Origin of the sequence: Sphingomonas hengshuiensis (assembly GCF_000935025.1) — a bacterium.
GTDB classification, from domain to species: domain Bacteria; phylum Pseudomonadota; class Alphaproteobacteria; order Sphingomonadales; family Sphingomonadaceae; genus Sphingomonas; species Sphingomonas hengshuiensis.
Map to the genome: position 1 here is coordinate 3,624,761 of NZ_CP010836.1, position 17,707 is coordinate 3,642,467.

The following is a 17,707-nucleotide window of genomic DNA, read 5'->3' on the forward strand; positions in this document are numbered from 1 at the left end:
GGAAGCCGGGGGCCCCGCGTCAAAGCGTCTGGCCCACGACGAAGCACGCCGCCGCCATCAGCAGCCCCGCATCGCGGTTCGAACGGAAGCGGCGCAGCGCATTGGCGCCGTCCAGCGGGGCGAGCGTCGCGACCTGCCACACGAAGTGCAGCGCGACCGGGAGCAGCGCGGCGAGCGCGAGCGGATCGGGTCGCAGCGTCCAGAAGGCGGCGCTCCACAGCGCAAGCGCTCCGGCGTAGAATATCGCGACGCCCAAGCGGACGCTTCCGCCCAGGCGCCGGGCGGACGATCGTACCCCGACCATCGCATCGTCCTCGACATCCTGGAGCGCGTAGATCGTGTCATAGCCGATCACCCACAGGATCGATCCGGCATAGAGGAGCAGCCCGGCGGTCCAGTCGGCATCGGGCGCGCTCGCCCAGCCGACCAACGCCGCCCAGGAAAAGACAAGGCCGAGCCACGCCTGCGGCCACCAGGTGATCCGCTTCATGAAGGGATAGGCCGCGACCAGCGCGAGGCTGGCCACCGCGACTCCAGCCGCGAAGGGGCGAAGCTGGAGCAGCACGACCAGCCCGATCGCGCAGAGCAGCAGCAGCCAGGCCCATGCCGCCTTGAGCGACACTGCGCCGCTGGCCAGCGGCCGGCTGGCGGTGCGCGCGACCTGTGCGTCGAGGTCGCGATCGACGATATCGTTATAGACGCAGCCCGCGCCGCGCATCGCGATGCTGCCGAGCAGGAACCACAGGATCAAGTCCCAGCGCGCAACCGCCTGCCCCGACAGCGCAATCGCCCAGGCGCCGGGCCAGAACAACAGCCACCAGCCGATCGGCCGGTCGAACCGCGCCAGCAGGGCAAAGGGACGCGCGGCGGCGGGGAGCGCACCCACCAGCCCGCGATGCTCGGTATCGGGAACGATCGTCTGAGGCTCGGCCATGGCCGCGTCCTTCGCCCGGCGGCGACAAAGATCAAGCTGAAACATTTCGGCATATTGGCGCGACAAAAGCCGCGCACGCACCGACCCTGATCAAAGACGACAGACCAAAGGACGCGGGCCGCATGCGCAATCTACTCTTGGCAGCCCTGATCGCGGCAAGCGCGATCGGCAGCGCCGCGGCGCAAACCGAGCAGCCCGAAGGCCCGCCACCCGGCGAAGGGCGACCCGGTGGGCCGGGTGGGCCTCCGGGAGGTCCGGGCGGGCCGCGCGGCGGGCGGCTGTTCATCAGCCCGATGGGCGAACCGTTCCGCGGCACGCCCGGCGAGCCCGCGCCGCAGGACGCCTGGTTCGCGGGCGCCGACGCCAACCATGACGGCGTTCTGGACGAGGCCGAGATGGTTGCCGACGCTGCGCGCTTCTTCATCGCGCTCGACGTGCGCAAGGACGGCGAGATCGATCCCGACGATATCGACCGCTATGAACTGGTGCTCGCCCCCGAAATCCGCGTCGGCGGCGGCATGGCGGGCGGCGGTGGCGGCGATAGTGGCGGGCGGCGTGGCGGTGGCGGCGGCCCTCCCGGCGGTGGCGGTGGGCCCGGCGGCGGCGGCGGTGGTCCCGGCGGCGGCATGGGTGAAAGCAGCGATAGTCGCCCCGTCCGCAACGTGCGCATGAAGCAGGGCGCGGCGCGATTCGGCTATCTCGACTATCCCGAGCCGGTGACGGTGGCGGATCGCAATTTGAACCGCGGCGTCGACACCGTCGAGTTCCGCAAGGCCGCCGAGGCGCGCTTCGTGATGCTCGACACCAATAACGACGGCAAGATCGAAAAGGGCGAGCTGCCCCGGCTGTCCGGCGGCTCCGGCCCCGGCCCGCGCAAGGGCAAAGGCAAAAGCGATCGGCGCGATATCCCGCCCGGCGAATAGCCGGACGTGGAGGGCGGCCGGGCGGGATGACGCGCGCGGCGGGCGCGCTAGGGAGCGCCATGCCCGCTACCCCCGCCTGGCCGCCCGATTCCACCCCGCGCCTGTTCGTGGAGGCACCGATCGTCCCCGGCGAGCGCCGGATCGACGGGCCGCAGGCGCATTATCTGGTCGCGGTGATGCGGCTCAAGCCCGACGCGCCGGTCAAGCTTTTCGACGACGATACCGGCGAATGGCTGGGGATCGCGCGGCATGTCGGCAAGCGCGACCTGATCGTCGACGTGACCGACCGGCTGCGCGAGCGCGAGGCGGTGCCCGATCTGTGGCTGTGCGCGGCGCCGATCAAGAAGGGGCGGATCGACTGGGTCGCCGAAAAGGCGTGCGAACTGGGCGTCGACCGACTGCTGCCGGTGCTGACGCGCCGGACCATTGTCGATCGGCTCAACCTGGAGCGGCTGCGCGCGCACATGATCGAGGCGGCCGAGCAATGCGGGCGTACCGCGCTGCCGAGCCTCGACGAGCCGGTGAAGCTCGCGGCGCTGCTGCGCGACTGGCCGGCGGAGCGCGTGCTGTTCTTCGCCGACGAGACCGGCGGCGCGCCGGCGCTGGAGGCGATGCGCGCGCGGCCCGGGCCCGCCGCGATCCTGGTAGGCCCCGAAGGCGGGTTCGACCCGAGCGAGCGCGAAGCGATTCGCGCGCACCCCCAGGCGGTCGGCATCGCGCTCGGCCCGCGCATCCTGCGCGCCGAGACCGCAGCGGCGGCAGCGGTGGCGCTGTGGATGGCGGCGGCGGGGGATTGGCGCTGACATCTGCATTGCGGTGCAGCAATCGCTTGCTTATCGTCGCGTCGAATCGGTTCGGGGGGGACCAGTGGGAAAGCGCTTTTCGACACGTCCGGAAGATTATGAGATTTTCACCGTCGTCGGCACGGTCGCGGGTTCCGCCGTCTGGTCGGAAACGCGAGTCGGGAGCACGACGACCGGCGGCTATAATGGGCAGCCGGCGGTAACGCAGGTTTCGTCCTCTACGACGCAGAAGAACCGCTTCTTCCTGGTGATGGACGATGGCGAGGAGCGCAAGTTCGACTATTCGGGCAGCTTCGGGGTACGCGACGGGCACAAGGTGATGGTGGTCTATGGCCGCGCGATCGGCGAGCAGACCGGCTATTACTTCGCCTTTTATAACCAGAACACCCGCGAGCAGCGCTATACGACCGAGTTCCTGTCCAACGCCCGCGGGCACGAGTTTCGCGCGGCCGGATGGTGGATGCTGTTGCTGGGGCCGATACTGGGGGTGTGGATGTTCGGCTGGATCCTGGGCCTGTTGCTCGGGTTCGGCGCGCCGATCACCTATTTCATCCTGCGCAGCAAGACGCTGAAGGCGATCGACAACCACCTGTTCGCGCTCGCGGATCGCGCGGTGCAGCAGGCGGGAAAGTAGCGCCGCCCGACACCACTAGCGCCCACCTTCGCGCGGATGTAAGGCGCGGCCATGAGCACCAAGACCGACACGAACACCCACGCGCCGGTCGTCGAGAGTCGCGACCAACTCATCGCCTATTTCGCGGCGGGCGAGAAGCCGGCCGAGCGCTGGCGGATCGGGACCGAGCACGAGAAATTCGTGTACTGGAAGACGCCCGACCACCGCGCCCCCAGCTATGAAGAGCCCGGCGGCATCCATGCGCTGCTGATCGGCCTCACCCAGTTCGGGTGGAAGCCGGTGTACGAGGGCGACAATATCATCGCGCTGTCGGGCCCCGATGGCGCGATCAGCCTGGAGCCGGCGGGGCAGTTCGAGCTGTCGGGCGCGCCGCTCGAGAATCTGCACCAGACCTGCGCCGAGACCGGGCGCCACCTGCAACAGGTGAAAGAGGTCGGCGACAAGCTCGGCATCGGGTTCCTCGGCCTTGGCATGTGGCACGACAAGACTCGCGCCGAGCTGCCGATCATGCCCAAGGGCCGGTACGGCATCATGCTGCGCCACATGCCGCGCGTCGGCAGCATGGGGCTCGACATGATGCTACGCACCTGCACGATCCAGGTGAACCTGGATTATGCCAGCGAAGCCGACATGGTGAAGAAATTCCGCGTCGGGCTGGCGCTGCAACCGCTGGCGACTGCGCTGTTCGCCAATTCGCCCTTTACCGAGGGCAAGCCCAACGGCTTCCTGTCGTATCGCAGCCATATCTGGTCGGATACCGATCCGGCGCGCACCGGCATGCTGCCCTTCGTGTTCGAAGAGGGTTTCGGGTACGAGCGCTACACCGAGTACGCGCTCGATGTGCCGATGTACTTCGTCTATCGCGACGGCAAATATATCGACGCGGCGGGCCTCAGCTTCCGCGATTTCCTGAAGGGCGAATTGTCGGTGCTGCCCGGCGAGTTGCCGACGATCGACGATTGGGCGGACCATCTCTCCACCGCCTTCCCCGAAGTGCGGATGAAGCAGTTTCTGGAGATGCGCGGCGCCGATGGCGGGCGCTGGGGGCGGATCTGTGCGCTGCCCGCGCTTTGGGTCGGGCTGTTGTATGACAGGCAAGCGCTCGATGCGGCGTGGGACCTGGTCAAGGACTGGGACATTGCCGGGCGCCAGACGCTACGCGATTCGGTTCCCCGGCTTGCGCTGGATGCGCCGTTGCCCGGCGGCGGCACGCTGCGCGACATCGCCGGACAGGTTCTCGACATCTCCGCGGCGGGGCTCAACGCCCGCGCCCGCCTGAACGCTTCGGGCGACAATGAAAGCGGCTTCCTCGACCCGCTGCGCGAGATCGTCCGCACGGGCAAGGTGCCCGCGCAGATGCTGCTCGATCGCTTCAACGGCGAATGGGGCGGCGATATTTCGCGGGTGTACGAAGAGGCGAAGTTCTGAGCGCTTTCGATTAGCGCCGGGCGTCGATCGGCGGTATATACCTCGTCAGTACCGGTCGCGAGGATAACATGTCCAAAGCCGCAGTGTTCACGATGAAGCTCGAACCCGATCTTCGGGCCGAATTCCTGGCAGCGGCGGAAGCAGCGCATCGCCCGGCATCCCAGGTGGTCCGCGAATTGATGCGCGAATTCGTCCAGCGCCAGCGGGCGGACGACGCGCACCGGGCGTTCGTCGAGCGCAAGGTCGCGTTGGCGCGCACCTCTGTCGCCGCAGGACGGGGTCGCGAGCATGCGGCGGTCGATGCCGATTTCGCCGCCCGGCACGCCCGGATCGCCGATAAGGCCCGGATCACCGATAAGGAATGAGGATCGTCTGGACGCCCGAGGCCGAACAGGACCGAACGGCGATCTGGGACTATCTCGAAGCCCGCGACCCGCAGGCTGCACTGCGCATCGATCGCCTGTTCGCCGATGCGGTCGCGAAACTGGCCGACTTCCCGATGCTGGGCCCCGCTGGCGATATTCCCGGCACGCGGGAATTGACCCCGCATCGGCGCTATCGCCTCATCTATGAAATCGCGGACGACACGATCTGGATTCTCGTCCTGGTCCACACCGCCCGGCAATGGCCGCCGATCGACTGATATGTAGCGTCGATCACGGCAACGCCTCCGGTTCGAGCAGGATCAGGATGTCGGTGCGCAGGTCCGGCTCGGGCACTTCCTCCGGGTCGTCGAGCGCGTGGTGGAACAGCGGGGCGTCGGCGGGCATCCGTCCGGACGCGAGCAGCCAGCGGACCAGAATCTGGGTGGCGTCCTCCAGCCCGTCATGGCTGCCGATATGGCGCAGCACCGCATGTTCACCGCCGGCAAGCGTCACGATGCGCAGCGGCGGTTCGGGGACGCCCGGATCGGCAAACTCCATTGCGGCATCGTAGCGCAGGCGATCCTCGGGCACGCTGGCGGGGTCGTCGAGCAGGATGCCGTATATCCCCCGGAGATCGCCGGTCTTTCCCGCGCGCTCGGCCCAGTTCCACACCGCCCAATAGAGCGCGTTGAGTTCGCGATACGCCCCGCCCTCGCGCCGCAGCGCGACGAGTTCGCCGGGCGCGCGCAGCTCGATTCGGATCTCGGCGTCCGGCGAGGGCGCGACGTTGATCGGCACCGCCCCGGCGGATAGGAACGCACTGGGCGACATGCCGGTCACCCCCCGGAATGCCCGTGCAAAGCTTTGCGGCGTGCCGAAGCCGCCGTCCATCGCGACGCTGGTGACCGATCCCCCGCCGGCCGCCAGCCGCACCTGCGACGCCGCGATCCGCAGCCGGGCGATGGTCTCGCCCACGGTCTCGCCGGTCAGCGCGCGCCAGATGCGGTGGAAGTGAAAGGCGGAGACGCCCGCCGCCGCCGCCAGTTCGTGGAGGTCGGGCGGTGCGTCGAGCCGCTGTGCGAGTAGCGCCAGCGCGCGCTCCATCCGCGCTTCCCAGGGATCGTTATGCGTCATCGTCACCTCCTGCCGCGATGATAGCAGGCGGACAGGAGGGCGCGGTCCCGATCTTGCGGAAATTATCGCCGGCGCAGGACCCGCGCAAAGGCTCGCGGCACCGCTCCATTGCGCGCCATCCAGCCGCTATAGTCGCGATACGCCGGATCGAGCCCGAGATGGCGCTCCTCGGTCCGCGCGCGCCAGTAATAGACGCCGCTGACGCACGCCATGACGGCGGTGTTGCGCACCGCATCCTGCCAGCCGGTCGTGGCGAGGAAGGGCATGGTCGACAGCCACCAGAACAGGTTCTTCGAAAGATAGGCCGGGTGGCGGCTCCACGCATAGGGGCCGTGGGTCAGGATGCCGCGATGCGTCAGGTTGGAGAAGCGGATGCCGAACGCGATCGTCGCCCAGGCATAGATGCCGGTCAGCGCGACCAGCACTGCGCCCATGCCGGCCAGCAGCCAGGTGTGCCCGCCCAGCCACACCGTCCAGTCGGCGGTGCCGGGATGGTAATCGAGCGGCCCGCCATCGCCCATCAGCAGGAAGGGCGGATAACAGATCAGCGCCGCCGCCCATCCCGCCGCATAGGGATTGGCGGTGCGGATATGCGAATCGAGCGGGCGGAAGGTGAGGATATAGCCCGCGGTCGCGAAGGCGACGTCGATGACGAACATGAAGGTGATGCAATAGCCCGCCAGCGCCACCGGATCGCGCAGCGCGCTCCGCGGATCGGTGCGGACGAAATCGCCAAAGCCCGGCGGCACGATCGACAGCATGAAGGCGAGGAAGAATGCCTTCACCGCCCAGCTGCGCAGATGGTTGTAGATCGCCTCGCGGTCGATGCCGTCGATGCCCATCAGCCACGCGCCCAGCGACCAGGCGCCGTCGCGCGGCTCGACCAGTCGGCGGTCCAGCCACAGGACATAGGGGATCGACAACAGGAACAGCGCCGGCGCGACGATTTCGAAACACCACATCGCGAACGGATAATTGGCGTAGCGCGTATCCCACCAGAAGCGCCCCAGCGCATAGATTGCGGCGATCCCGCCCCAGGTGAGCCACAGCCCGGTCAGCTTGGTCACCGACACGTCGAGCGTCTCGCGCCATGGGCGCGCGCTGCTCCAGTCGATCCCGGTCGAGGGGTTGCGATGCACCTTGTCGACCAGCAGCGACCACAGCACCATCGGCAGCGCACAGGCGGCGACGTTGACCAGCGCGGCATAGGGCCCGTCGAGCCCCAGCCGATGCGCGACGACCAGCCACGCGACCATCCCGGCCAGCCCCGCAAGCCCGACGCCGGTGCTCACCGCCGAGCGCGGGCGCGGATCGGCTGCCGACGCCGTGGCGAGTGCGGAATCGTGATACATCCGCCACAGCCTTAGCCGGCAATGGTTAGCGCGCAGTGAAGGATCGCCGAACCCCTTTACCAACGCTCTTTCCGAAGCTTATGAACGCACATCCCCCTGTTTTGAACGAGGCCCTCCCCGCCATGGTTCGTGCGCTTTCGCTTGCCGCCCTGTTGCTAGCATCCACCACCCCCGCGCTTGCGCAAAATTCGGCGCCGCATCCGGTGCCGTTCGTCAACACGATCCCCGATGCGCGCGACATGGCCTATCCGGGCACGATTCAGCTCGATATCGACGCCACCGACACCCAGCGCGGCATTTTCCGCGTCAAGGAGACGATCCCCGTCGCGAAGAGCGGGCATATGGTGCTGCTCTATCCGAAATGGCTGCCCGGCAAGCACGGGCCGCGCGGCGAGATCGAGAAGCTGACCGGCCTCCAGATCAGTGCCAATGGCAAGCGCGTGGCCTGGACGCGCGATCCGGTGGACGTGTTCGCCTTTCACATCGAAGTGCCGGCGGGCGCGAAGAAGCTCGACCTCGAGTTCGAATTCGCCTCCGCGACCCAGCCCGACCAGGGGCGGATCGTGATGACGCCCAACCTGATGAGCCTCCAGTTCAATTCGATGAGCCTCTATCCGGCGGGCTATTACACGCGGCGCATCCCGGTGCAGGCGCGGGTGCAATATCCGGCGGGCTGGTCGGCGGCGTCGGCGGTTCCGGCCAAGGTTGCGGGTGCCACCTACAGCTATGACAAGACCGATTACGAAGTGCTGGTCGATTCGCCGGTGCTCGCCGGGCGCTATCACCGCGCGTTCGAGTTGAGCCCGCGCGTCACGCTCGACGTGTTCGCAGACTCGCCCGACGAACTGGAGGCCAAGCCCGAACAGATCGAGGCGCACAAGCGCCTGGTCGATCAGGCCGTGAAGGTGATGGGGTCGCAGCCCTATGACCATTACCGTTTCCTGCTGTCGATCAGCGAGGATCTGGGCGGGATCGGGCTCGAGCATCATCGCAGCACCGAGATCGGCGCGCGGCCCGGCTATTTCCTGAAATATGACGACGCGCCCAACAGCCGCAACGTCGTGCCGCACGAATATGCGCATAGCTGGGACGGCAAATATCGCCGCGGCGCCGATCTCTGGACGCCCGATTTCCGGATGCCGATGCGCAACAGCCTGCTCTGGGTCTATGAGGGCCAGACCCAATTCTGGGGCTATGTGTTCGGCGCGCGTTCGGGGCTCGTGCCCAAGGACGTCACGCTGGAGGCCTATGCCAACATCATGGCGAGCCTCGACAACCGCCCTGGCCGCGAATGGCGCCCGATGGGCGACACCACCAACGATCCGGTCATCACCGCGCGCGCACCCAAGGGATGGGTGAGCCAGCAGCGCGCCGAGGATTATTACAACGAAGGCCTGCTCGTCTGGATGGAAGTCGATTCGATCCTGCGCGAGAAGTCGGGCGGGGCCAAGTCGATCGACGATTTCGCGCGGGCCTTTTTCGGCGGGCGCGATGGCGATTACGGGCAGGTGACCTACACGTTCGACGATGTCGTCCGCACGCTGAACGGCGTCCTGCCCTATGACTGGCGGACTTTGCTCGACCAGCGCGTCAACGGCGTGTCGCAGCGCGCGCCGCTGGGCGGGTTCGAGCGCAACGGCTACAAGCTGGTCTATAGCGACGTGCCGAACAAGGCGACGCCGAAGACCGCGATCGACCTCAACTATTCGCTCGGCCTGGGGCTGGGCGCCAAGGGGATTACGGCAGTGACCTGGGGCAGCCCGGCGTTCGAGGCGGGGATGACGCTGGCCGACGATATCGTCGCCGTGAACGGTCGCGGCTATACCGGCGACCGGCTGAAAGACGCGGTCAAGGCCGCCAAGGGCACCAAGGAACCGATTCGGCTTCTACTCAAGAATGGTGATCGATATCGCGAAGTGGTCATCGACTATCATGATGGCCTTCGCTATCCGCACCTCGTGAAGACCACCGAGGGAGAGGCGGGCCTCGACACGCTGCTCAAGCCCCGCTGAGACGGGGCCGAGCGCCAACAACAGGGTAATAGAATGCGCATCGACATGATTCCCGTCGGCGACGACGCACCGAACAGCCTGAACGTGATTATCGAAGTGCCGACCGGGGGCGAGCCGGTAAAGTATGAATTCGACAAGGCGTCGGGCGCGCTGTTCGTCGATCGCATCCTGCACACGCCGATGCGCTACCCGGCCAATTACGGCTTCGTGCCGCACACGCTGTCGCCCGACGGCGATCCGCTCGATGCGCTGGTTATCGCACGCTCGCCGTTCATCCCGGGCTGCGTCGTGCGTGCCCGTCCGATCGCGGTGCTCAAGCTCGAAGACGAAGCCGGCGGCGACGAGAAGCTGGTCTGCGTCCCGGTCGACACGACCTTCCCTTATTATTCCGATGTCGGCGAGGGTTCGGACCTGCCCTCGATCGTGCTCCAGCAGATCGAGCATTTCTTCACCCACTATAAGGACCTGGAGTCCGAAAAGTGGGTGCGGATCGGCGAGTGGGGCGACGCCCAGGAAGCCAAGCGCATCGTAGTCGAGGCGATCGAGGCCGCCAAGAAGGCGAAGGCCGCCTGAACCGCTTCCCGGCCTGGCGTGCGGTTGCGCTCGCCGGGCTGGCGACCGTAGCCGGGTCGTTCGCATTCGGGCGGATACCCGGACTCGTCGCCTGCGGGCCGAGCGGCGGCGCGGAGGCGATCCTTGCGCTCGAACTGGCCCGCAGCGCCGCTGACGTCGCCGCGCTGTTCGGCAGCGAACCCTGTACCAGCCGGCTGGCCACGGCGCAGCGCGAGGCGCTGTGGCTGGACCTGTTCGGGTTCATTCCCGCCTATGCCGCGTTCCTGACGCTGGGCGCCTTCGCACTGCGGCGCGCGGGGCGGCGGCTGGCGCTGGCGGCGGGGACTGCGTTCGCGCTGGCGGCGCTGTTCGATATCGCCGAGGGCGTCGTGATGCTCGACATCCTCGCCGATTTGCCCGGTACGCCGGGGCAGTTCGACGCGCTGTTCTGGACCGTGCGCCCGAAATTCGCGCTGCTGAGCCTGGGCGCGATCCTGCTCGCCGCGCTGGCGTGGCGCGGGGCGCCGCTGGGCAAGATCGCGGCGGGGCCGATGCTGGCGGGGGGCCTGGTGTCGCTGGCGATGCTCGTCACCGCGCCGCACGATCCGATGATGATGAAGGGGCACAGCGCCGCGTGGATCGCGCTGCTCGCGCTGGCGGCGATCGGCGCGGTGCGGCCTGTGCTGGCGACGCGGACGGGATGAGCACGCGCCCGCCCTCCGGCTGGCATGTCGGCCAGCATGTCGCCCCGCTGCGGTTCGTCAGCTTCCTGTCGGTGACGCTGGTGGCGGGGCTGTTGCTGATCCCCGCCCTTGGCTGGCGGCACGGGGTGATGAGCGCGTTCGACCTGGGCGCGGGCGTGTTCCTGCTCGCCTGCCTGCCGCTGCTGTCCCACGAATCGGACCGGATGCGGCAATCCGCCGCGATCAACGACGCGAATCGCTTCGTGCTGCTGCTGGTGACGGTCGCGGTGTCGTTCGTGATCCTCGTGGCCGTCGCCAGCGAATTGATGGAGGGGAAGACGCCGGCGCTGCCGACGCTGCTGCTGGTGATCGGCACGCTGGCGCTGACATGGGTGTTCAGCAACGGCATCTATGCGCTGCACTATGCCCACCTCTTCTACACTGAGGATTCGGAGACCGGCGGCGATTCGGGTGGGCTGGACTTTCCGGACACGCCCGAGCCCGATTACTGGGACTTCATCTACTTCGCCTTCTGCCTGGGGATGACGTTCCAGACGAGCGACGTGACCATCAAGAATCGCCGATTCCGCAAGGTGGTGACGCTGCACTGCCTGGCGGCGTTCGTGTTCAACCTGGGGGTGATCGCCTTCACGATCAACGTGCTGGGCGGCTGAGTTACGATCCCCCGAACAGCTTGAGCCCGGCGATGCACCCGACCAGCCCGAGGATCAGCAGGAGGCGCACCGGAGTCGCCGGCTCGCCGAACCAGAACATCCCGACGATCACCGTGCCCAGCGCGCCGATCCCGCCCCATACCGCATAGGCCGTACCCATCGGGATGCTGCGCGACGCGATTTCGAGCAGCGCCATCGACAGCCCGACCGACACGAGAAACCCCAAGGTCCAGCCGAGATTGCGGAAGCCGTCGACGAAGCGCAGGCAGGTGGTGAACCCGACTTCGAAGCATCCGCCGAGGATCAGCAGCGCCCAGGCCATATCAGGCCCTCCCCGCCAGCCGGGCGAGGGCGTCGCCGCTCACGCGCTGGACGGTCCATTCGTCGAGCGGCGCGGCACCCATTGCGCGGTAGAAATCGATCGCAGGGGTGTTCCAGTCGAGCACCGCCCATTCGAACCGGCCATAGCCGCGATCGACTGCGATCCCGGCGAGGTGGCGGAGCAGCGCAGTCCCCACCCCGGCCCCGCGCGCTGCCGGGGTGACGTAGAGGTCTTCCAGATACAGGCCGGGCAACCCGGTCCAGGTCGAGAAATTGCGGAAGAACAGCGCGAAACCGACGGGCGCGCCGTCCAGCTCGGCGATCACCGCCTCGGCCACCGCATCAGGTCCGAACAAGGCGGCGTCGAGCATCGGCTCGGTCGCCTTCACGGCATCGGGCTCGCGCTCGAATTCGGCGAGGTCGCGGACGAAGCGCAGGATCTGGGGCACGTCGGCGGGGGTGGCGGGGCGGATATGGGTCATGTCAGTACGGCCTCGGCTTCGGGCGCGGCGCCGCTGCCCGGTTGCTTGCGGATCGCGAGCAGGCAGCCCGCGACGATCAGCAGCGCGCCGGCGACTGCAGGAAGCGTCAGCGGCTCGGCGAACACCCACCAGCCCATCAGCGACGCCCAGATGAACGCGGTATATTCCACCGTCAGCAGCACCTGCGCCTCGGCCCGGGCATAGGCCCAGGAGAGCAGCCACAGCGAGGCGAACGCCAGCAGCGCCGCGCCGACCAGCGCTGGCCAATGGCCCGGCGGCGGCAGGGTCAGCAGGAAGGGCGCGGGCAGGCAGAAGATCAGCAGGATGAACAGATATTGGAAGGCGGCGATCTCCATCGGCCCGGCGATCTGCGCCTGATGCCGCGCCATCACGAGGTTGACGGCATAGAACACCGCCGACAGCAGCACCGCGCCCATGCCGAGCACCGCCTGCCCGTCATGGCTGCCCCCCAGCCGCCCCGCGACGATCACCCCCACCCCCGCCAGCCCGAGCAGCGAGCCGAGGATCGAGCGCGTCGCGACTCGCTCGCCCAGGAACAGCGCGGCGAGGGCCAGCGCGATCAGCGGGGCGATGAAAGACACGGCGATCGCCTCGCCCAGTGGCACCCGCGCAATGCCCCAGAAGAACGCCATCGCCATCACCGCGACCACCGCACTGCGCGCGAAATGGACGCGCAGCGTGGCGCGCGACGGCAATGCCGGGCGGCTGAGCAGATAGAGCGGGAAGACGATCACGACCCCCGCCAGCAGCCGCCAGAACAGCGCGAGATAGGCGCCCATCGCGAGCACCAGCCCCTTCATCACCGCATCCATCACGGCGTAAAGCGCGATGCCGAGGCAGGCGACCGCGAAGGCGGCGGCGACCGAATGGGGCGGGTGGCCCGACGGTGCGCTCACTCCGCCGCGTTTGCGGTGGCGGCCTCCGCCGCTTGCGCGGTGGCAGCTTCCCCCGCCTCGATCTGCGCGGCCTTGGCCTCGACCAGGCGGACGATGTGATCGACCATCCCCTCGTCCTGGATATGGTGATCGGTCACGCCCGACAGATAGACCATGTGCTTGCCCGCGCCGCCGCCAGTGATCCCGATATCGGTCTCGCGCGCCTCGCCGGGGCCGTTGACGACGCAGCCGAGCACCGACAGCGACATCGGCGTGCGGATATGCTGGAGCCGTTCCTCGAGCGCCTGGACGGTGCGGATCACGTCGAAGCCCTGGCGCGCGCAACTGGGGCACGACACCACCCGCACGCCGCGGTTGCGGATGCCGAGCGCCTTCAGGATTTCGAACCCGACGCGGACCTCGTCCTCGGGCTCTGCCGAGAGCGAGACGCGGATCGTGTCGCCGATCCCGTACCAGAGCAGCGATCCGATCCCGATCGCGCTCTTCACTGTGCCGCCGACGAACCCACCCGCCTCGGTAATGCCCAGATGCAGCGGGCAATCGACGAGATCGGCAAGCTGCTGATAGGCGGCGACCGCGAGGAAGAAGTCCGACGCCTTCACTGCGACCTTGAACGCGTGGAAGTCATGGTCCTGGAGCAGCTTGATATGGTCCATCGCCGATTCGACGAGCGCGTCGGGACAGGGCTCGCCATATTTTTCGAGCAGGTCGCGCTCGAGGCTGCCGCCATTGACGCCGATGCGGATCGCGCAGCCGTTCGAGCGCGCGGCGTCGACCACTTCCTTCACCCGCGCAGCCGAGCCGATATTGCCCGGATTGATCCGCAGGCACGCGGCGCCCGCGTCCGCCGCCTCCAGCGCGCGCTTATAGTGGAAATGGATGTCGGCGACGATCGGCACGCGCGATGCGCGGACGATCTGCTTGAGCGCCGCGGTCGATTCGACATCGGGGCACGATACCCGGATGATGTCGACGCCGGCATCCTCGCAGCGGCGAATCTGGTCGATCGTCGCCTTGGCGTCGGAGGTCGGCGTGTTGGTCATCGTCTGCACCGTGACCGGCGCATCGCCGCCGACGGGGACGTTGCCCACCATGATCTGACGGCTCTGCCGCCGGACGATATCGCGCCAGGGTCGAATGGACATGGCCGTTCCTATAGGGATTTCGCAGCCCCGCCGCTACCCGCGGCGCGACCGAAGTTTACGAAGTTTAGGGTTCTCACGCCCATGCGCTCTCGGGCCTGCGGGTGGGGACGGACGGGGAAAGGGTGAGCGCGCCGCATCAATCCGGTGGAGCAGATGAAATCCAACATTACCAGCCTTTACGTGATGCTAAGGGTGTGCCGTCTATAGCGCGGTCTCCATCGCTTCACGGGACCGCCGATCTTGCAGCACGACCCAGGACTGGCTGCATCCCTGGCCCTGCGAACCGGACTGCGTCTGCTTGTTTTCCCGTCATGCTGAACTTGGTTCAGTGTCCAACCCTCAACGCACTACGCCGTCGCCTGGGGAGCGATGGATGCTGAACCAAGTTCAGCATGACGGATTGAAAAAGGGGGACGCGACTCTTGCCCCTCCGGCACGGCGCGCGCGGCATTATGGGCTCGACTGGCTGCGCATCGCCGCGTTCGCGCTGCTGATCCTCTATCACATCGCGATGGTGTTCGCGCCGTGGGACTGGGTGATCAAGACCAACCACAGCTATGCCGCGCTGATCCCGCCTATGGCGGTGCTGACGCCGTGGCGGCTGCCGTTGCTGTTCGCGGTTTCCGGCTATGCGTCGCGCGCGCTGCTCGACCGATCTGGGAGCGCGGGCGCCTTTGCCCGGTCGCGGGCGGCGCGGCTGCTGGTGCCGCTGGCGTTCGGGATGGCGGTGCTGGTGCCGCTGGAGATGTGGGTGCGGGTGATGGAGGGCGGATACCGCCTGCCCTATCTCCATTTCTGGGCATACGATTACTGGCGGCGGGGCGTGTTTTACGGCGTGATCTTCCCGAGCTGGGAGCATCTGTGGTTCGTTGCCTATCTCGCCGCCTACAGCTTCGTACTGAGCGCGGCGCTGGCGTGGCGGGGCGCGGGCGTGCTGCGCGGGCTGGACCGGGGCGCCGACTGGCTGGCGGTCGGTTACCGCATCCTGTGGGCGCCGGCGCTGGTGCTGGCGGTGCTGCGGCTGGCGCTGTTGTTCGTCGTGCCCGAGCGGCAGGGGCTGGTCAGCGACTGGGGCGGGCATTCGCAATATGTGCCGCAATTCCTGTTCGGCTTCGCGCTGGCGGGGGCGCCGCAGCTGTGGCCGGCACTGGCGCGGGCATGGAAGCCGGCGCTCGCAGTGGCGGCGATCGCAGCGGTGCCGGTGCTCGCCGTCGAGATCGCCTATCCCGGCGCGGCGGTGCCGTCGCACGCGGTGATGGCGCTGGACCGTGCCGCACGTTCGGCAATGGCATGGAGCATGATCGTCGCGCTGTTCCAGCTCGCCGATCGCTGGTGGAACCGCGACCATCGCTGGCGCAGGCCGCTGGCCGAGGCGGTCTTCCCCTTCTACCTCGTCCACCATCCCGCGATCGTGCTGATCGCCTGGTACACGCTGCCGCTCGGCCTGCCGCCGCTGGGCGAGTTCGCGCTGCTGCTGACGGGCACGGCGCTGGCCTGTGTCGCGGCCTATGCCGTCGGGGGACGGATCGGGTGGGTGCGCCCGCTGATCGGGTTGCGTCCGCGTCTGGCGGCGGGCGTGCGATCTGCTAGGGAGACACAGGCAACCCCCGGAGTGCCCTGATGCGTATCCTGCTGATTCTCGCCGCGTTGTTCGGCCTTGCCTCCCCTGCCCAGGCCTATTGGGAATATGGGCATGAGACGATCGCGCAGATCGCCTATCGCAACGTCACTCCCGATGTGCGCCGCGCGATCGACGGGCTGCTCGCCAAATCGGCGCTGCTGGAGACGCCGACCTGCCCCGCGCGCACCATCGAGCAGGCCAGCGTCTGGGCCGATTGCGTCAAGACGCTGGGGCCGCGCTTCAGCTATGCGTATAACTGGCACTATCAGAATGTGAACGTGTGCAAGCCGTTCGACCTGAAGCCCGCCTGCCCCGACGGCAATTGCGTGTCGGCACAGATCGAGCGCGACGTGAAGCTGCTCAAGGACAAGAGCGTGCCGATCCGCGAGCGCGTCATGGCGCTGTCGTTCCTGATCCACTTCGTCGGCGACCTGCACCAGCCGCTCCATGCCGGGGATCGCGGCGACCTGGGCGGCAATCGGGTGAAGGCGGCATACGGCATCTATGCGCCCGAGCGGCTGAACCTGCACAGCATCTGGGACGGGCTGATCGCCGAGCGCGCCATTTCCACCCCGCCCTCGCTGGTCCGGGTCTACACCGCCGCCGAGCGTGAGGCGGTGGTCGGCGGCAGCGTCGAGGACTGGAGCCGCGACAGCTGGCAGGTCGCGCATGACGTGGTCTATGCCAGCGCGCTGGGCGACCCATGCGGCCCGGTGCCCGCGCGCGCGGTGCTGAGCGAGGCGACGATCGAGACGCTGGTCGCGCCCGCGCGGCAGGAGCTGGTCAAGGGCGGGCTGCGGCTGGCGCGGCTGCTCAACGAATCGCTGGGATGACGATCACTCCCCGCCCCAGCGCCAGCGCCACTCGCCATCGGTGCGCGTGAAGATCAGCCAGAGCAGCGCGGCGACCAGCGGCACAAGCAGGACCAGATAGACTTCGCCGCGATGCGAGGCGAGGTTGGCGACCAGCGCTGCCGCCACGACGAAGACCAACGTGACGACCCAGCCCTGCCATGTCGCGGGGCGAGCGCCGAAGCCGAAGCGCCGGGGGCGAAACCAGTAGCCGGGGCGGATACCGCGTGGCGCGTTGGGGGCCGCGCGGGTCATGCCAGCACCATCGCGGCGATGCCGGCGGCAAGCGCCGCGAACGATGCCGCGATCAGGAACGGCAGATGCTTGCGGGGTGCGAAGAGGGCGATCAACATGGGTCTTCTCCTTGGTTGAAAGACGGGCCGTCCCTACCGCCGGGCAGGGACCGACATACGGAAAGCGGTAACGATAAAGGCGATGCTGGGCAGCACGATCGTCGCGCCGAATGCCACCCATCGCGTCCCACTGGGCGAGTCGCCGCCCGCGAGCAAGATGGCGGTGGGCGCCACCGACACGAACAGGCAATAGCCGATCAGCGACCACCACCCCGCTGGCGAGCAGGGATTGAGGCGGTAGCTTGTCGCGGTCCGCGTGCTGACGAACCAGGCGCGGCCGCCGCCGGGCAGGCGATAGTCGGTCATTCTTCTCCCTCCGGCGATTTTGGCGGGCGCCCCCTGCGCGCCCGTACCGGGTCCTCCAGCTTCACCCCGCGCCGCCCGAGCGCCTCGCGCAGCAGGCATTCCACCTGCGCGTTGACGCTGCGCAGGTCGGTGGCCGCGCTGCGTTCGATCGCGGCATAGAGCGCGGGATCGAGGCGCAGCGGGAACGCCTTTTTGGGGGGTACGCTCACTCGACGGG

At 68.0% G+C, this 17,707-nt stretch carries 22 protein-coding genes; 12 read left to right on the forward strand and 10 right to left on the reverse strand.

Features of this window, described 5'->3' with window-relative positions; all coding sequences use genetic code 11:
- Nucleotides 1-19: 19 nt before the first annotated feature.
- The gene (gene ubiA / locus TS85_RS16255) at nt 20-934 is read right to left on the reverse strand and encodes a 4-hydroxybenzoate octaprenyltransferase (protein ID WP_044336441.1); all 915 of its coding nucleotides are present in this window, start codon (nt 932-934) and stop codon (nt 20-22) included.
- 122 nt (nt 935-1,056) lie between these two features.
- On the opposite strand from ubiA, the gene TS85_RS25515 reads away from it, so the two are divergent.
- From TS85_RS25515 to TS85_RS16285, 6 genes are all read left to right on the forward strand, one after another.
- Nucleotides 1,057-1,857 (forward strand): EF-hand domain-containing protein, encoded by an 801-nt coding sequence (locus tag TS85_RS25515; protein WP_155006453.1) that lies wholly within the window; start codon nt 1,057-1,059, stop codon nt 1,855-1,857.
- A 59-nt stretch (nt 1,858-1,916) separates the two neighbouring features.
- On the forward strand, nt 1,917-2,660 hold the full coding sequence (locus TS85_RS16265) for a 16S rRNA (uracil(1498)-N(3))-methyltransferase (RefSeq protein ID WP_044336442.1): 744 nt from the start codon (nt 1,917-1,919) through the stop codon (nt 2,658-2,660).
- A 64-nt stretch (nt 2,661-2,724) separates the two neighbouring features.
- A complete protein-coding gene (locus TS85_RS16270; RefSeq protein ID WP_044333668.1) occupies nt 2,725-3,294 on the forward strand; it encodes a hypothetical protein in 570 nt (189 codons plus the stop codon).
- Between the two features lie 51 nt (nt 3,295-3,345).
- Nucleotides 3,346-4,722, forward strand: a complete 1,377-nt coding sequence (locus TS85_RS16275) for a glutamate--cysteine ligase (protein WP_044333669.1) — start codon at nt 3,346-3,348, stop codon at nt 4,720-4,722.
- Between the two features lie 68 nt (nt 4,723-4,790).
- Nucleotides 4,791-5,087: a hypothetical protein gene (locus TS85_RS16280; protein ID WP_044333671.1), complete on the forward strand. Its 297-nt coding sequence runs from the start codon at nt 4,791-4,793 to the stop codon at nt 5,085-5,087.
- On the forward strand, nt 5,084-5,365 hold the full coding sequence (locus tag TS85_RS16285; protein WP_044333673.1) for a type II toxin-antitoxin system RelE/ParE family toxin: 282 nt from the start codon (nt 5,084-5,086) through the stop codon (nt 5,363-5,365). The genes TS85_RS16280 and TS85_RS16285 overlap by 4 nt, the downstream gene beginning before the upstream one ends.
- 13 nt (nt 5,366-5,378) lie before the next feature.
- On the opposite strand, the gene TS85_RS16290 is transcribed toward TS85_RS16285, so the two are convergent.
- Nucleotides 5,379-6,221 (reverse strand): AraC family transcriptional regulator, encoded by an 843-nt coding sequence (locus TS85_RS16290; protein WP_052507968.1) that lies wholly within the window; start codon nt 6,219-6,221, stop codon nt 5,379-5,381.
- A gap of 62 nt (nt 6,222-6,283) precedes the next feature.
- On the reverse strand, nt 6,284-7,573 hold the full coding sequence (locus TS85_RS16295) for a methyltransferase family protein (RefSeq protein ID WP_173426239.1): 1,290 nt from the start codon (nt 7,571-7,573) through the stop codon (nt 6,284-6,286).
- A gap of 122 nt (nt 7,574-7,695) precedes the next feature.
- Here TS85_RS16295 and TS85_RS16300 point away from each other — a divergent pair, with 122 nt between their 5' ends.
- The 4 genes from TS85_RS16300 to TS85_RS16315 are packed head-to-tail and all read left to right on the forward strand — an operon-like array spanning nt 7,696 to nt 11,494.
- Nucleotides 7,696-9,585 carry a M61 family metallopeptidase gene (locus TS85_RS16300; protein ID WP_044333677.1) on the forward strand — a complete coding sequence of 630 codons (1,890 nt, stop codon included), beginning with the start codon at nt 7,696-7,698 and terminating at the stop codon, nt 9,583-9,585.
- A gap of 33 nt (nt 9,586-9,618) precedes the next feature.
- Nucleotides 9,619-10,158: an inorganic diphosphatase gene (gene ppa / locus TS85_RS16305; RefSeq protein ID WP_044333679.1), complete on the forward strand. Its 540-nt coding sequence runs from the start codon at nt 9,619-9,621 to the stop codon at nt 10,156-10,158.
- Entirely contained in the window at nt 10,083-10,841 is a 759-nt protein-coding gene (locus TS85_RS25520) for a hypothetical protein (protein WP_155006454.1), read from the forward strand. Before ppa ends, TS85_RS25520 begins: the two co-directional genes overlap by 76 nt.
- Nucleotides 10,838-11,494, forward strand: coding sequence for a DUF1345 domain-containing protein (locus TS85_RS16315; RefSeq protein WP_173426240.1), 657 nt, complete (start codon nt 10,838-10,840; stop codon nt 11,492-11,494). The genes TS85_RS25520 and TS85_RS16315 overlap by 4 nt, the downstream gene beginning before the upstream one ends.
- A 1-nt stretch (nt 11,495) precedes the next feature.
- On the opposite strand, the gene TS85_RS16320 is transcribed toward TS85_RS16315, so the two are convergent.
- The 4 genes from TS85_RS16320 to ispG are packed head-to-tail and all read right to left on the reverse strand — an operon-like array spanning nt 11,496 to nt 14,359.
- Nucleotides 11,496-11,816 carry a DMT family transporter gene (locus TS85_RS16320; RefSeq protein WP_044333682.1) on the reverse strand — a complete coding sequence of 107 codons (321 nt, stop codon included), beginning with the start codon at nt 11,814-11,816 and terminating at the stop codon, nt 11,496-11,498.
- 1 nt (nt 11,817) lies between these two features.
- Complete coding sequence (locus TS85_RS16325) at nt 11,818-12,297, reverse strand: GNAT family N-acetyltransferase (RefSeq protein ID WP_044333684.1); 480 nt, start codon at nt 12,295-12,297, stop codon at nt 11,818-11,820.
- Nucleotides 12,294-13,214, reverse strand: coding sequence for a DMT family transporter (locus TS85_RS16330; protein ID WP_044333686.1), 921 nt, complete (start codon nt 13,212-13,214; stop codon nt 12,294-12,296). The genes TS85_RS16325 and TS85_RS16330 overlap by 4 nt, the downstream gene beginning before the upstream one ends.
- Nucleotides 13,211-14,359: a flavodoxin-dependent (E)-4-hydroxy-3-methylbut-2-enyl-diphosphate synthase gene (ispG, locus tag TS85_RS16335; RefSeq protein ID WP_044333688.1), complete on the reverse strand. Its 1,149-nt coding sequence runs from the start codon at nt 14,357-14,359 to the stop codon at nt 13,211-13,213. Before ispG ends, TS85_RS16330 begins: the two co-directional genes overlap by 4 nt.
- 373 nt (nt 14,360-14,732) lie before the next feature.
- Between ispG and TS85_RS16340 the strand changes: the two genes are divergently transcribed.
- Complete coding sequence (locus TS85_RS16340) at nt 14,733-15,980, forward strand: acyltransferase family protein (RefSeq protein ID WP_052507969.1); 1,248 nt, start codon at nt 14,733-14,735, stop codon at nt 15,978-15,980.
- Nucleotides 15,977-16,813: a S1/P1 nuclease gene (locus TS85_RS16345; RefSeq protein WP_227698804.1), complete on the forward strand. Its 837-nt coding sequence runs from the start codon at nt 15,977-15,979 to the stop codon at nt 16,811-16,813. The genes TS85_RS16340 and TS85_RS16345 overlap by 4 nt, the downstream gene beginning before the upstream one ends.
- Nucleotides 16,814-16,816: 3 nt before the next feature.
- Here TS85_RS16345 and TS85_RS16350 read toward each other — a convergent pair whose 3' ends face one another.
- From TS85_RS16350 to TS85_RS16360, 3 genes are all read right to left on the reverse strand, one after another.
- Nucleotides 16,817-17,086 (reverse strand): hypothetical protein, encoded by a 270-nt coding sequence (locus tag TS85_RS16350; protein WP_044333691.1) that lies wholly within the window; start codon nt 17,084-17,086, stop codon nt 16,817-16,819.
- Nucleotides 17,087-17,217: 131 nt separating this feature from the next.
- Nucleotides 17,218-17,490 (reverse strand): hypothetical protein, encoded by a 273-nt coding sequence (locus TS85_RS16355; RefSeq protein ID WP_044333692.1) that lies wholly within the window; start codon nt 17,488-17,490, stop codon nt 17,218-17,220.
- Nucleotides 17,487-17,699 (reverse strand): hypothetical protein, encoded by a 213-nt coding sequence (locus TS85_RS16360; protein ID WP_044333693.1) that lies wholly within the window; start codon nt 17,697-17,699, stop codon nt 17,487-17,489. The genes TS85_RS16355 and TS85_RS16360 overlap by 4 nt, the downstream gene beginning before the upstream one ends.
- Nucleotides 17,700-17,707 lie beyond the last annotated feature (8 nt).